Annotated in this window: 12 protein-coding genes; 10 read left to right on the top strand and 2 right to left on the bottom strand. The window is 69.7% G+C overall.

Features of this window, described 5'->3' with window-relative positions:
* Positions 1-157: 157 nt before the first annotated feature.
* The 7 genes from AB0J06_RS11300 (at position 158) to AB0J06_RS11330 (ending at position 9,643) form a co-directional block, all read left to right on the top strand.
* Positions 158-946: an IclR family transcriptional regulator gene (locus tag AB0J06_RS11300; RefSeq protein WP_357427210.1), complete on the top strand. Its 789-nt coding sequence runs from the start codon at positions 158-160 to the stop codon at positions 944-946.
* A 66-nt stretch (positions 947-1,012) separates the two neighbouring features.
* Positions 1,013-2,299 (top strand): serine hydroxymethyltransferase, encoded by a 1,287-nt coding sequence (glyA, locus tag AB0J06_RS11305; RefSeq protein ID WP_357427212.1) that lies wholly within the window; start codon positions 1,013-1,015, stop codon positions 2,297-2,299.
* Between the two features lie 5 nt (positions 2,300-2,304).
* A complete protein-coding gene (gene purU, locus AB0J06_RS11310) occupies positions 2,305-3,210 on the top strand; it encodes a formyltetrahydrofolate deformylase (protein WP_357427214.1) in 906 nt (301 codons plus the stop codon).
* Positions 3,211-3,494: 284 nt separating this feature from the next.
* Positions 3,495-5,945, top strand: coding sequence for an FAD-dependent oxidoreductase (locus AB0J06_RS11315; RefSeq protein ID WP_357427216.1), 2,451 nt, complete (start codon positions 3,495-3,497; stop codon positions 5,943-5,945).
* 31 nt (positions 5,946-5,976) lie between these two features.
* Positions 5,977-7,152 carry an N-methyl-L-tryptophan oxidase gene (solA, locus tag AB0J06_RS11320; protein WP_357427218.1) on the top strand — a complete coding sequence of 392 codons (1,176 nt, stop codon included), beginning with the start codon at positions 5,977-5,979 and terminating at the stop codon, positions 7,150-7,152.
* Positions 7,149-8,273, top strand: coding sequence for an aromatic ring-hydroxylating dioxygenase subunit alpha (locus tag AB0J06_RS11325; protein WP_357427220.1), 1,125 nt, complete (start codon positions 7,149-7,151; stop codon positions 8,271-8,273). The genes solA and AB0J06_RS11325 overlap by 4 nt, the downstream gene beginning before the upstream one ends.
* Complete coding sequence (locus tag AB0J06_RS11330; protein WP_357427222.1) at positions 8,270-9,643, top strand: L-serine ammonia-lyase; 1,374 nt, start codon at positions 8,270-8,272, stop codon at positions 9,641-9,643. The genes AB0J06_RS11325 and AB0J06_RS11330 overlap by 4 nt, the downstream gene beginning before the upstream one ends.
* Positions 9,644-9,976: 333 nt before the next feature.
* Here the strand turns inward: AB0J06_RS11330 and AB0J06_RS11335 are convergent, their stop codons facing one another.
* Positions 9,977-10,207 (bottom strand): winged helix-turn-helix domain-containing protein, encoded by a 231-nt coding sequence (locus tag AB0J06_RS11335; RefSeq protein WP_357427224.1) that lies wholly within the window; start codon positions 10,205-10,207, stop codon positions 9,977-9,979.
* Positions 10,208-11,362: 1,155 nt separating this feature from the next.
* Here AB0J06_RS11335 and AB0J06_RS11340 point away from each other — a divergent pair.
* Together AB0J06_RS11340 and AB0J06_RS11345 are read left to right on the top strand one after the other, a co-directional pair.
* The gene (locus AB0J06_RS11340; protein WP_357427226.1) at positions 11,363-11,656 is read left to right on the top strand and encodes a hypothetical protein; all 294 of its coding nucleotides are present in this window, start codon (positions 11,363-11,365) and stop codon (positions 11,654-11,656) included.
* Between the two features lie 205 nt (positions 11,657-11,861).
* Complete coding sequence (locus AB0J06_RS11345; RefSeq protein ID WP_357427228.1) at positions 11,862-12,929, top strand: hypothetical protein; 1,068 nt, start codon at positions 11,862-11,864, stop codon at positions 12,927-12,929.
* Between the two features lie 69 nt (positions 12,930-12,998).
* Here AB0J06_RS11345 and AB0J06_RS11350 read toward each other — a convergent pair whose 3' ends face one another.
* A complete protein-coding gene (locus AB0J06_RS11350) occupies positions 12,999-14,027 on the bottom strand; it encodes a site-specific integrase (protein ID WP_357427230.1) in 1,029 nt (342 codons plus the stop codon).
* Positions 14,028-14,224: 197 nt separating this feature from the next.
* On the opposite strand from AB0J06_RS11350, the gene AB0J06_RS11355 reads away from it, so the two are divergent.
* Entirely contained in the window at positions 14,225-14,383 is a 159-nt protein-coding gene (locus AB0J06_RS11355) for a hypothetical protein (RefSeq protein ID WP_357427232.1), read from the top strand.
* The last annotated feature ends 95 nt before the right edge of the window (positions 14,384-14,478 follow it).

Raw genomic sequence — 14,478 nt, forward strand, 5'->3', positions numbered from 1 at the left:
GAAACGGCTCGTGAGATACGCAACAGCGTGCACGTGGGTTTCCGCGTAGTCAAGACATGAAATGAGCTGGTTGCCGAAGCGGTCGCCGGTGGTGGCGTGCGGCCGCGCCGTACGACGCCATCGCGCGGCATCGGAAGTGCTCGCTTATTGTTCCGCCATGAGCAACTCAACTGACGGTGTGACCGAGTCAGCGCCGGCGCTCGTCCAGTCCGTCGACCGCGCGCTGAGCATCCTGGAGATCCTGGCGCGCCGCGGGGATGCGGGTGTCACCGACATCGGCAAGGAGCTGGGGGTCCACAAATCCACGGCGTTCCGCCTCCTCGCGGTTCTGGAGAACCGCGGGTTCGTCGAGCAGGCGGAGGAGCGCGGCGCCTACCGGCTCGGCTTCGGAATCGTGCGGCTGGCCGGCGCGATTACCGCGCAGCTCGATCTGACGCGGCAGAGCCGCCCGGCGTGCGAGCGGCTCGCCGGCGAGCTCGGTGAGACCGTCAACGTCGCGATCCTCGACGGCGATCGCGCCGTGAACGTCACCCAGGCGCTCGGCGCGGCGTCGGTAGCCAGCCAGAACTGGGTCGGGAAGCAGACGCCGGTGCACGCCACGTCCAGCGGCAAGGTGCTGCTGGCGTACGCGCCGTCCAGCCTTTACCGCGCGGTCCTCGCCGATCCGCTGGAGCGCTTCACCGACGCGACCATCACCGACGCGACCGTGCTGAAGGCGGAGTTGGACCGGATCGCGGAGGCCGGGTGGGGTTGTACCGCGGAAGAGTACGAGGTGGGGCTCAACGCCGTCGCCGCTCCGGTACGCGGGCCCGATGGATCCGTCATCGCGGCCCTGAGCGTCTCCGGTCCCGCCTACCGCCTCACGCCGGAATCCTTCCCGGGCGTGGCGGCCCGGGTCGTCGCCGTGGCGGAGGAGGTCAGCGCCCGGATGGGTTACTTCGGCTGACGCCGTTGTGTGACGCGCAACGCGCATCGTATGGTGCAACCTTCGCCGTCGCGAAGGAGTCTGCCCATGGTGCACGTCGATTCCCGCACGCTGCTGGATCTGCCCCTCGCCGAGCTCGACCCGGAGGTCGCCCTCGCCGTCGACCGGGAACTGCGCCGCCAGCAGTCGACGCTGGAGATGATCGCCTCGGAAAACTTCGCCCCGCGCGCGGTCATGGAAGCGCAGGGCTCCGTCCTGACGAACAAGTACGCCGAGGGCTACCCGGGCCGCCGCTACTACGGCGGGTGCGAGTACGTCGACGTCACCGAGCAGCTGGCCATCGACCGGGTCAAGGCGCTGTTCGGCGCCGGGTACGCCAACGTGCAGCCGCACTCCGGGGCGCAGGCCAACGCCGCGGCGATGATGGCGCTGCTCACGCCGGGGGACACGATCCTCGGTCTGGACCTCGCGCACGGCGGGCACCTGACGCACGGCATGCGCATCAACTTCTCCGGCAAGCTGTACAACGTCGTCGCCTACCACGTCCGCGAGTCCGACTGCCTCGTCGACATGGACGAGGTCGAGCGGCTCGCGCGGGAGCACCGGCCGAAGCTGATAATCGCCGGCTGGTCGGCGTACCCCCGGCGGCTGGACTTCGCGCACTTCCGCCGCATCGCCGACGAGGTCGGCGCGTACCTCATGGTGGACATGGCGCACTTCGCCGGACTGGTCGCGGCCGGCCTGCACCCCAATCCGGTGCCGTACGCCCATGTCGTCACGACGACCACGCACAAGACGCTCGGTGGTCCTCGCGGCGGCGTCATCCTGTCCGCCTCCGACGAACTGGCCAAGAAGCTCAACTCGGCGGTCTTCCCGGGACAGCAGGGCGGTCCGCTCGAGCACGTGATCGCCGCGAAGGCCGTCGCCTTCAAGCTGGCCGCGTCCGACGACTTCCGCGACCGGCAGGTGCGCACCCTGGAGGGTGCACGCATCCTCGCCGAGCGGCTCGTCGCCACCGACCCGGCCGCCGGCGTCACCGTGCTCACCGGGGGCACGGACGTGCACCTGGTCCTCGTCGACCTGCGCCAATCCGCGCTCGACGGCCGGCAGGCCGAGGACCGGCTGCACCAGGTCGGCATCACGGTCAACCGCAACGCGGTCCCGTTCGACCCGCGACCGCCGATGGTCACCTCCGGCCTGCGCATCGGCACGCCGGCGCTGGCCACCCGCGGCTTCGCGGCGGAGGACTTCCGCGAGGTGGCCGACGTGATCGCCGCCGCGCTGCAGCCCGAGTACGACGACGCGCGCGGCGCCGAGCTGCGTGGGCGCGTCGCCGAGCTCACCCACCGGCACCCGCTCTACGCGCAGATGTGACCGTGATGTCCCCACAGAACGCCACCACCGTCGTCGCGGAGCGGCCGGGCTCCGGCGCCGCGCGGGAGTACATCCTGACGCTCACGTGCGCCGAACGCCCGGGCATCGTCCACGAGGTCTCCGGATTTCTCGTCGCGCACGACTGCGACATCGTGGAGAACCAGCAGTTCGGCGACCGCGAGTCCGGCCGCTTCTTCATGCGGGTGCACTTCCAGCGGCTCGGCGGGGAGATCGACATCGCCCTGCTGCGGTCGCGGTTCGCCGGGATCGCGTCCCGATCGGACATGGAGTGGGGGCTGCACGCCGCCGACGACCGCCCCCGCCTGCTGCTGATGGTCTCGCGCCTGGGGCACTGCCTCAACGACCTGCTCTACCGGTGGAGCACGGGGGCGTTGCACGCCGAGGTGACCGGCATCGTCTCCAACCACCCGGACTTCGCCGATCTCGCGGCCTCCCACAAGCTGCCGTTCCACCATCTCCCGGTGACGCCCGAGACGAAGCGCCAGCAGGAGGCGCGGCTGCTCGAAATCGTCGAGGAGCAGCAGATCGACCTCGTCGTCCTGGCCCGGTACATGCAGATCCTGTCGCCGCAGGCGTGTACCGCTCTGGCCGGGCGGGCGGTCAACATCCACCACTCCTTCCTGCCGGGCTTCGCCGGCGCGCGCCCGTACCACCAGGCGCACGAGCGGGGAGTGAAGCTCATCGGGGCCACGGCGCACTTCGTGACGCCGGACCTCGACGAGGGCCCGATCATCGAGCAGGAGGTCGTACGGGTGGACCACACCCGCACGGCGGCGCAACTCACCGCGATCGGCCGTGAGGTCGAATGCCTGGCGCTGTCGCACGCCCTGCAGGCGATCGTCGAGCGTCGGGTCCTGCTCAACGGCAACCGCACCGTGGTCTTCCGGTAAGCCGTCGTCGACCACTCGTCGTCTTCGGCGACCCGCCTTTCGGCACCGTGGTCCACACCGGACACGGCGCCGGTACGACCTGCACCACCGCCGCCCGTTTTCCGCCCCGCGCGGGAGGCGGGCGGCGTGTGTGTGGACGGTGAACGGTGTCGCCGCGGCACTCCATCGAGGTACCGCGAAGACTCTTGACTTGCGCTCAGCCGTTAGCCATGCTGTTGCGTATTCCACACTTTGTTGCGCGTTGTGGAACAACCGATTGGTTAAGCGCTTGGAAAGGAACCCCCATGACCAAGCCCCCTCGCGTAGTGATCATCGGTGCCGGCATCGTCGGCAGTTCCCTCGCGGACGAGTTGACCGAGCGAGGCTGGACCGACGTCACCGTCGTCGACCAGGGGCCGCTCTTCGCCACCGGTGGCTCCAGCTCACACGCCCCCGGCCTGGTGTTCCAGACGAACGCCTCGAAGACGATGACCGAGCTCGCCAGCTACACCGTGCGCAAGCTCAGTGGCCTGACGCTGGACGGCCAGTGGTGCTTCCGGCAGGTCGGCGGTCTCGAGGTCGCCACCACCGAGGCCCGGTGGACGGACCTGAAGCGCAAGCACGGCCTGGCCACGTCGTGGGGGATCGAGGGCACGCTGCTCGGCCCCGAGGAGTGCGCGGCCCTGCACCCTCTGCTCGACCCGAGCACGGTGCTCGGCGGTCTGCATGTCCCCACCGACGGGCTGGCCAACGCGGTGCGGGCGGTGGAGGCGCAGGCGCGCCGGGCGATGGAACGCGGCGCCCGGTTCCTCGGTGGACACACAGTGGTCGGTATCGGCCAGGAGAACGGAAGCGTCACCGGCGTCGAGACCGATCAGGGCTTCATCGCGGCCGACATCGTGGTCTGCGCCGCCGGCTTCTGGGGCCCCGGAATCGGACGCATGGTGGGGCTGACCATCCCGCTGCTGCCCCTCGCGCACCAGTACGCGAAGACGGGACAGGTGGCCTCGCTGATCGGCGTCAACGACGCCCGGTCCGAGGCCAACAAGCCGATCCTCCGCCACCAGGACCAGGACCTGTACTACCGGGAGCACGGAGACCGCATCGGGATCGGCTACTACGGCCACCGTCCGATGCCGGTCGACGTCGACGAGATCCTGTCGCCGGCGCAGGCGCCGGTCATGCCGAGCGTCCTCGCGTTCACCGAAGAGGACTTCGCGCGCGCGTGGCAGGAAACGGTCTCGCTCCTGCCGGAGCTGGCCGAGACGAAGGTCGAGGAGGGCTTCAACGGCATCTTCTCCTTCACCCCCGACGGCGGGCCGATCATGGGGGAGCACCGGGAGCTGTCCGGTTTCTGGGTCGCCGAGGCCGTGTGGGTGACGCACTCCGCGGGCGTCGCGCGCGCGATGGCGGAGTGGCTCGTCGACGGCCAGCCCCGCGTCGACGTGCACGAGTGCGACCTGCACCGCTTCGAGGAGGTGCAGCTCGCCCCCGACTACATCGCCGAGCGCGGCCGCCAGAACTTCATCGAGGTCTACGACATCATCCACCCGCTGCAGCCGATGGAACGACCGCGGCCACTGCGCACCAGCCCGTTCTACCCGCGCCAGCAGCAGCTCGGCGCCGTCTTCCTGGAAGGCGCCGGCTGGGAACGGCCCTACTGGTACGAGGCGAACGCCGGCCTGCTGGACACCGTGGACGTGCCGGAGCGGGACGCCTGGTCGGCGCGGTACTGGTCACCCGTCGCGGCCGTGGAGTCGGCAGTGACGCGGGAACGCGTCGCGATGTACGACATGACGCCGCTCAAGCGCCTGGAGGTCAGCGGCCCCGGCGCCCTGGACTTCCTGCAGCGACTGACCACCAACAACCTCGCCAAGTCGGTCGGCTCGGTCACGTACACGCTCATGCTCGGCCACGACGGCGGCGTCCGCAGCGACCTGACGGTGGCCCGCCTCGGCGAGAACCTGTTCCAGGTCGGCGCGAACGGCCCGCTGGACGAGGACTGGATGCGACAGCAGTTGCCGGCCGACGGTTCGGTCGGAGTCCGCGACATCACCGGCGGCACCTGCTGCATCGGCCTGTGGGGCCCGCTCGCCCGCGACCTCGTGTCGCCGCTGACCCGCGAGGACTTCTCGCACGCCGGGTTCAGGTACTTCCGCGCGAAGAAGGCGTACATCGGGGAGGTGCCGGTGACCGCCTTGCGGCTGTCCTACGTCGGCGAGCTCGGCTGGGAGATCTACGCCTCCGCCGACACCGGGCTCAAGCTGTGGGACACGCTCTGGGGCGCCGGCCAGGAGCTGGGCGTGATCGCCGCGGGGCGCAGCGCCTTCAACAGCCTCCGCCTGGAGAAGGGCTACCGGTCCTGGGGGACCGACCTGACCACCGAGCACGACCCGTACGAGGCGGGGCTCGGCTTCGCCGTGCGGATGGACAAGGGCGACTTCATCGGGCGGGCCGCGATCGAGGGGCGCTCGGAGGAGACGGTGCGGCGGCGGCTCAGCTGCCTGACCCTCGACGACCCGACCGCGCTGGTCATGGGCAAGGAGCCCGTGTTCGCGGCCGGAACCGCCGTCGGCTACGTCACCAGCGCGTCCTACGGCTACAGCATCGGCCGGACCGTCGCGTACGCCTGGCTGCCCAGCGCGGTGTCCGTGCCCGGCACCCCCGTGACGATCGGGTACTTCGGCGAGCAGCTGCCGGCCACCGTCGCGGCGGAACCACTCTTCGACCCGCAGATGGAGCGCATCCGCCGCTAACCGCGCGATCGCCCGAGGGGAGGCAGCAGACATGGGAACGCATGACGTCATCGTCGTGGGACTCGGTGGCATGGGGAGCGCCGCGGCATACCACCTTGCCGCGCGGGGGCAGCGCGTCCTGGGCCTGGAGAGGTTCGGGCCGGTGCACAACCGCGGCTCCAGCCACGGCGGCTCCCGCATCATCCGGCAGTCCTACTTCGAGGATCCCGCGTACGTGCCGCTGCTGCTGCGCTCGTACGAGCTGTGGGAGAAGCTCGAACGCGACGCCGGACGGGACATCGTGTCGCTCACCGGCGGGGTGTTCGTCGGCCGGTCGGACAGCCTGACCGTCGCCGGCAGCCTGCGCGCGGCGCGGCAGTGGGATCTGCCCCACGAGATCCTGGACCCCGGCGAGATCCGGCGCCGCTTCCCGACCCTCAACCCGCGCCCCGACGAGATCGCGCTCTTCGAGGCGAAGGCGGGCTTCGCCCGGCCGGAGGCGACCGTCGCCGCCCACCTCCAGCTCGCCGCGCGGCACGGCGCCGACCTGCGCTACGACGAGCCCGTGCTGCGCTGGGAGGCGCTGCCCGGCGGTGGCGTGCGGGTCGTGACCGGGGACGCGTTCTACACCGCCGACCGGCTCGTGGTCTGTCCGGGCGCGTGGGCCCCGGAGCTCCTCGCCGACCTCGGTGTCCCGTTCACCGTCGAGCGGCAGGTCATGTACTGGTTCCAGCCGCAGTCCGGGGTGGCCGCCTTCCAACCCGAGCGGCACCCGATCTACATCCACGAGGACGCCGCCGGCACCCAGATCTACGGCTTCCCGGCCATCGACGGGCCGGACGGCGGCGCCAAGGTCGCGTTCTTCCGCCGGGGTCGCGTCTGCACCCCCGACACCGTCGACCGGCAGGTCCACCCCGAGGAGATCCAGGCCATCCGGGACCACCTGGGTCGGGTCCTGCCTCCGCTCGCGGGGCGCATCCTGCGCGCCGCGACCTGCATGTACACCAACACACCGGACCAGCACTTCGTCATCGCGACCCACCCGGAGCATCCACAGGTGACCGTCGCCTGCGGATTCTCCGGCCACGGCTTCAAGTTCGTCCCCGTCGTCGGGGAGATCCTCGCCGATCTGGCGACCGGCGGCTCCACCGCACACCCCATCAGCCTCTTCAACCCGCGACGTGACTTCTCCGCGTCGCCTGAAGCCCTCGTCGAGGTGTCACAGTGACCACTACCAACATGCCCGCCAGCCTCATCCCGACCCTGCCCGGCCATTACTACACCGATCCGGCCGTCTTCGGGCTGGAGCAGGCGCGCATCTTCGAGAACATGTGGTTCTGTGCGGTGCGCGCGAGCGACCTGGCCACGCCGGGGAGCTTCCGGTCCGTGCAGGTCGGCCGGGAGAGCGTCCTCGTCGTACGCGGACGCGACGGCGAACTCCGCGCCTTCCTCAACATCTGCCGGCACCGCGGCGCGAAGCTCTGCACCGACGACAGCGGCGAGGTCAAGCGCGCCTTCCAGTGCCCGTACCACGCCTGGACCTACGGGTTGGACGGAAAGCTGGTGGCGGCCCCGAACCTCACCAAGATGCCCGACATCGACCGCACCCAGTACGGGCTGGTTCCCGTGCACCTGCGGGAGTGGCTGGGGTACGCCTGGGTGTGCCTCGCCGACGAGCCGCCGTCGTTCGAAACCGATGTGCAGACGGCGGTGACGGAGCGGCTCGGAAATCTGGAGGCGATCGACTCGTACGAGATCGGCGACCTCGCGGTCGGCAGGCGCATCACGTACGACGTCAAGGCCAACTGGAAGCTCATCGTCGAGAACTTCATGGAGTGCTACCACTGCGCGACGATCCATCCGGAGCTCACCGAGGTGTTGCCGGAGTTCGCCGACGGCTACGCCGCGCAGTACTACGTCGGGCACGGTGCCGAGTTCGGTGACGAGATCAAGGGCTTCACCGTCGACGGCAGCGAGGGCTTCGACAAGCTGCCCGGCGTCACCGAGGACCAGGACCGGCGCTACTACGCCATCACCATCAAGCCGCAGGTCTTCATCAACCTGGTGCCCGACCACATCATCTTCCACCGGATGTACCCGCTCGCCGAGGACCGCACGGTCGTCGAGTGCGACTGGCTCTACTCCAAGCAGATCGTGGCGTCCGGCAAGGACGTGTCGCGCTCGGTCGAGCTGTTCCACCGGGTCAACGTGCAGGACTTCGACGCGTGCGAGCGGTGCCAGCCGGCGATGAACTCCCGCGCGTACGCCAAGGGGGGCGTCCTGGTCCCGTCCGAGCATCACATCGGGGCCTTCCACGACTGGGTCACCGCCAAGCTCGGCACGCCATGAGCCTCAGCGTCTTCGACCTGTTCTCCATCGGCATCGGTCCGTCGAGCTCGCACACCGTCGGGCCGATGCGCGCCGCGGCCACGTTCGCCGAGTCACTGGTGGAGGGGGCGTTGCTCGACGCCACGGTGACGGTCGAGGCGGAGCTGTTCGGCTCTCTCGGCGCGACCGGGCACGGTCACGGCACGCCGAAGGCCGTCATGCTCGGGCTCGAAGGCCACCGGCCGGAGTCGGTCGATCCGGACGCGGCCGAACACCGGCTGTCCCAGATCCGGGCGGCCGGCGAGTTGCGGCTGCTCGGCCGGCACCCGGTCACGTTCACCGAGAACGCGCACCTCACGCTGCACCGGCGTCGGTCGCTGCCGTACCACGCCAACGGCATGTGCTTCCGTGCCCTCTCCATCGACGGAGCGGTGCTGTCCGAGCGGACGTACTACTCCGTCGGCGGCGGCTTCGTGGTGGACGAATCCGCGGCCGGCGCCGACCGGATCGTGCCGGACGCCACGCCGTTGCCGTATCCGTTCACCACGGGAGCGCAGCTCCTCGCGCACACCGCCGCCACCGGGCTGTCCGTCAGCGGGGTGATGCTGGAGAACGAGAAGGCATGGCGGCCGGAGGCGGAGATCCGGGCCGGACTGCTCGGCATCTGGAAGGTGATGCAGGAGTGCGTCGAGGCCGGTTGCGGCCGGGAGGGCGTGTTGCCGGGCGGGCTCAAGGTGCGCCGCCGCGCCGCCGCGCTGCGCCGGTCGCTGGAGCAGGGGACCGACCGCGACGACGCGCTCCCGGCGATGGACTGGGTCGTGCTCTACGCGTTGGCCGTCAACGAGGAGAACGCCGCGGGGGGTCGCATCGTCACCGCGCCGACCAACGGCGCGGCCGGCATCATCCCGGCCGTCCTGCACTACTACGCGCGGTTCATCCCCGGTGCCGACGACGACGGCGTCGTCCGATTTCTCCTCACCGCCGGTGCGGTCGGCGTGCTGTTCAAGGAGAACGCGTCGATCTCCGGCGCCGAGGTCGGCTGCCAGGGCGAGGTGGGATCCGCCTGCTCGATGGCGGCGGCCGGCCTCGCCGAGGTGCTCGGCGGCACGCCGCAGCAGGTCGAGAACGCCGCGGAGATCGGGATGGAGCACAACCTCGGCCTCACCTGCGACCCGGTCGGCGGCCTGGTCCAGATCCCGTGCATCGAGCGGAACGCCGTCGCCGCGATCAAGGCGATCACCGGGGCTCGAATCGCGTTGCGGGGGGACGGCGAACATCACGTCTCGCTCGACAAGGTCATCAAGACCATGCGCGAGACCGGCGCCGACATGAAGACCAAGTACAAGGAGACCGCGCGCGGCGGCCTCGCCGTCAACGTCATCGAGTGCTGACGCTCGCCTGACCACGGCGCCTCGACGTGCTCCGGTGCGTCGGATGTGCCGCTCCGTCTCGCCGACGTACTTGTTGCGCAGCTCCGGACCGTTCAGGGGCCGCCCGGTGGCAGCCGCTCGCACCGCTCGGCCGCGGACTCGTGTCCGACTGCTGCGTGGTCTACCTTTTGTTCTACTTCCTCCATGGAGGAAACAGTCGTTGCCCGCGATCCGGACGAATGCTGTCTCCTGGAGGTAAGCAGAGCAAAGGTGCGGGTGCACCCCTCAGTGGCCGGGCAACACGTCGCCCCAGTCGACGCCACCGCTTCGCGTGCAGGTGAAGCGGTGGCGGGTCTAGCCCACGGGCGGCTCGTCCGCTACGAACAGGCCACGACCGGGCGAGGTGACCACCACGCCCCGCTCGACGAGCAGGCTGATCGCCCGCTGCGCGGTTGATATGGACACCGAGTAGAGGGCCGCGAGCTCGGGATATGAGGGCAGCCGACTGCCCGGCTCGTACTCGCGTCCCTTGATGCGCTGCTGCAAGTCGTCCGCGATCGCGCGGAATCCCATCGGTACGGGCATGGCAAGACTCCCTGACTGACCCGTAAATCCGATCATGAGGACCGTGTGCACAGCAAGCACACTGTTGACACTGGTCACACTGTGACTGGGGTTAGGGATTGAGAGTGCTCTCTGACTGACACCGGTAGATGCGCTCTCGACAGTGCCGGGGCGGCGCAGTTTACGTCTAGTTCGCCGCCCCGGCTCCCCGCGCCTCAGCACATCTGCACCTCCGCTGCGACCAGGAGGAACAGCGATGCCAGGACCACAATGGTGGTGGCTGCCGTGGGTGCGCCGGCGAGCTCGCCGGGCAGCGATCCTTGCTGCCGCCGCTGCACATCAGCGCCGCGAGTACGAGCTGGCGTGCGAACGACGCTTGCAGCACGAGCTCAACAATCGATGGAATCGGCCGACCGAGATTCGCGGGCACCTGCTCACGCTCGGGCATCTCAACCAGTACGACGCTGGGCGCGGGCGACGGAACGAGCCGTGATGCGGCGCCTGCTCGACACCGGCTGGCCCGGCGCGCTACTGATAGCCGTCATCCTGGTTCTCGTCATCCAGAAATGGTGGGCGTAATGGTCCTCTGCCTGCCATGGAGCATCGGCCATCCTCCGGCCGTCCCCGCTGCGGTCAGATGTCCACCCCGGGCAACCGGCATGGGTGAAGAGCGCCAAGAACCGGGAGGACCTCGCCAGGATGTTGGCGCGGCTGCGCGCACTGGCGGACGCGGCACGACCCGGGAAGGCCGGGTAGCGGCGAACGGCCGCGCGTTGGGATGCTGTCGCGCATGACCGACTACCGAAAGGGCTATGGGGCGTAAGCGCCCGGCGGCGTTGCGAGCCGAGATTCCCGCTCGCGCCACGCCACGTCCCGTCCGGCACCGGCTCCCCGAGATGTCGCCCCGCGTGGCGGCGGAGCTTCGACGGCAGAACCTCGACGAGCAATTCGCCCACACCTACTGGGCCTGGCGTTCGTTCGTGGAACACGCGCACGGTCCCGCCCCGCTGCGCTTCGATGCGCCAGCGGCACTGCTCCCGGTCCGGCGGGGTGATGAAAACGGCCACCCTGCGACGCTAAGCCGTCCATACTGCGCGAATAGGGGAAACACACACGTTCGGGGGATTCGGCGCTACCCGGTCCGGGTGACGTGCGGCGTCGCCGAGCGCTGGCACGATGACCTTATGGCGAAGCCCGGTCGACCCCGCCGCACTCGCCCGCGATCTGCAGCAGGCCTCGTTCTGGCTGGGTCGGGCCCTCGAGGCGGACGTGCAGATCAACGCTGCGAGGGTGACGAAGATGCTGGCGGCCGCCACGATCGGGCTGAGCAAGGGAATCCTGGAGCTCGCACTCGCAGCCGAGGCGGACGGCCGCAAGGAGACGGGGAATGTGCTGCGGGAGGCCGTCGCCGACCAGGATCAGGTGACGACCTCCCTTGTGATGGCGCTCAGGGATTTCGAGGAGAGCTGACCGCAGCCCCCATCGATTTGTCGGCCCCCAGACGCATGATGGTGAGTGCACCGAGTGGGAGGGGCCGCGGATGGCTGAGGGTGTGCGGCATGTACGGCTGGGAATCGATCTGAATCTGAGTCGGGACGACTTGGGTCACCCGCAGCGGCCAGGGCTGTGGCAGGAGCTGCGTTCGCGGTCGATCCGGACCGGCGAACTCCGGTGCATGGGAGCCTGTTACGCCCGGGACCCGTACTGTCCGGAGTGGATGTACCTGCGTGGGCCGGCGGACGGGTCGGGCCGCCGCGAGGCTGTGCACCTGAACCCCTCAGCCGCGGCGAACCACCCGCACGCGACGGAGTCCGACAAGCACAAGGCGCTGAAGGATCGGGTAGCCACGGTCTGCCAGAACGCCGGCTTTTCGGTAGAGGTCGAGGCCCGCTCGTCCACTGGAAAACGGGTCACCGACGTGCTGGTGCGCGGCGAGGGTGGCCTGATGCTCGGACACGAACTCCAGGTTTCGAAGTTGTCGGTGACAACGATCAAGAAGCGCATCCAGATCGCTCGTAATGACGGTCTGACGCCGATGTGGACGACGGACAACCCTGACGTGCAGATCGAGCACCGGGCGGCGTGGGCGACCATCGCACCGACCAACGCCGGTTGGGTCCGCACGGGTAACGAGCTGCTCGTATCCGGTGGCGCCCGCGAAGCCGACATCGACCGGTGCGGCCGGCGAGACGTGTTCTGTCCGGTCACCCGGAAGCGACCGTGCGGAAAGCTGCACGTCTACCTGCTGGCCGCTCTCGGCCTGAATCTGGACCACCTGGTCGTTGGGGCGGCGTCGGGGGAATACCGGTCGCTGGTGGAGACCGACTCGCGCGGTCGGGCGATGTACTACTGGGTGACGGCCGCCGACATGGAGCGGTACCTCAACGACCGCGACGGACTGAAACCGGTCACGAACGTCGAGCTGGATCCGGATGCGCGCTCCGTGGCCACGATGACGCCTCGGGAGCTGGACCTGTCGTGCAACTACGGGGTCGACACGGGGTACCGGCGGCCGCCGGCACCGCCGCGAGACCCGCGCGGCCCCGTTGTGGTGGGCACCCGAGATTTGATGAACAGCCGGCCCGGGATCGGGCTGAACTGGACCCGCCACGCCTCCGGCGACAGGGCCCCGTGCCGCCTGTGCGGAAAGGGTGCCTTCACGCGGGATGAGAACAACCGACCGTGCCACAAGACGTGCGCCGAGGAGGAGGCGGCGCGGCGCGCGGGCGGGCCGAGCTTCTGAAGCGCAGCGAGCGTCCCGACGAATCCGGCAGACCGGGCGCGGTGGGAGCGGTCATGATGCTGCCGCGCTTCAGAGCCCGACGCCCGTCAGCGGATTGGCCTTCCACCGGTCGACGTCTTCGATGTAGCCGGCGAGCGTGGGGGAGCCGTCTTTCCAGCCGGCGTGCCGGGCGATCCGGAGCGGGTCGGCGCCGGCGCGGTAGGTCTCGGTGGCGAAGCCGCGCCGCAGGGAATGTCCAGTGAATGCGGACGCGGCGTCCAGACCGGCGCGCAACGCGGTGCGGCGGATGATGATTCCGACCGCTTGGCCGGTGAGCCGCCCGTCAGCCTCGCCGCGGCCGTGGGGTGCCCGGCCGAGGTTGCCGTAGCGGTCGATGCGGCGGAACACGGCACCGGTGACCGCTTCGTGTTCGGCGAGCGCGGCCAGCCACGCCTGCATCGTGCGCACGAGGCAGGTTTCCGGGTGGGAACCGTACGGCAGCGCGACGTGACGCCCGGCGGACTCCTTGTCGGTCTTGGAGCGACGGATCACCACCGCCATGCCTTCGTCCGTCAACGTCAGGTCGGCGATGTTGAGCGCGGCGAGTTCGCTGCGCCGGGTGCCGAGCGCGAACCCGACGACGATGAGCGCCCGGTCGCGTAGGCCGGCGAGGGTGGCCACGTCCAGTACGTCGACCATCGCGCGCAGCACGGTGATGGTGACCGGCTTGGCCTTGCGGACGCCGCGGCCGGCGTCGGCAAGTTCGGAGCGGTGCTGACGCAGGACGGCGCGGGCGGCCTTGGAGTTGGGCGGCGGAGCGTCGGCGGTGCGGTGCGCGACGGTCACGGCCGCGATCGCGCGTTCGATCGTGGACGACGCCTTGTCTTGATCAGCGAGATGCGAGACGTACTCGGCGAGCGTGGCGGCGGTGGCCGGGAGGGGCGACCGGTCGCGCTGGGCGCACCAGTCGGTGAAGCGGCGCCAGTCGCCGGCGTACGCGCGCCGGGTGGACTCGGGCACGGATTCGCGGATGCGCTGACGCGTGGAGTCGGAGAGGTGTTCGTTGGGATCGACGGAGAAGACTTCCTGGGCGTCGTTCCGGACCGTTATCTCATTCACGAGAATGGAAGATTATCGGTAATGAGTGACGTGGATGGGGCCCAACACGCCCGTCTCCCGCGCGCGCCAAAACTCCTGGGCTCCGTGGGCTACAGGATCGCCGCGGCAGATCCGAGACATCTCGTGTAGCGCCGGAACGGTCAGGAAGGACCGGGAAGGCGACCCGCCCGACCGGCCCAACCACACCAGGAGTAACCATGGAACTGTTGATTATCGGCCTCGTGCTGCTGCTCTGCTTCGCCGCCGCGACGGCCGCCGTCGCCTGGCTGCACGTCCACTTCCCCGCTACCGCGGTCGGGATTGGAGCCGGCCTCGGCTTCGTCGGCGTGCTGGTTTCCCTCGTCGCGCTGCTGTAGACGGCAGCGGCCCCAGCAGGACCATCCTGCTGGGGCCGGCATGACGGGGCGTGTAGGCGGCGAGCCGGGCGCGGTCGGCAGAACGAGCACGACGA

This window comes from Micromonospora sp. NPDC049679 (assembly GCF_040659735.1).
Classification (GTDB): domain Bacteria; phylum Actinomycetota; class Actinomycetes; order Mycobacteriales; family Micromonosporaceae; genus Micromonospora_I.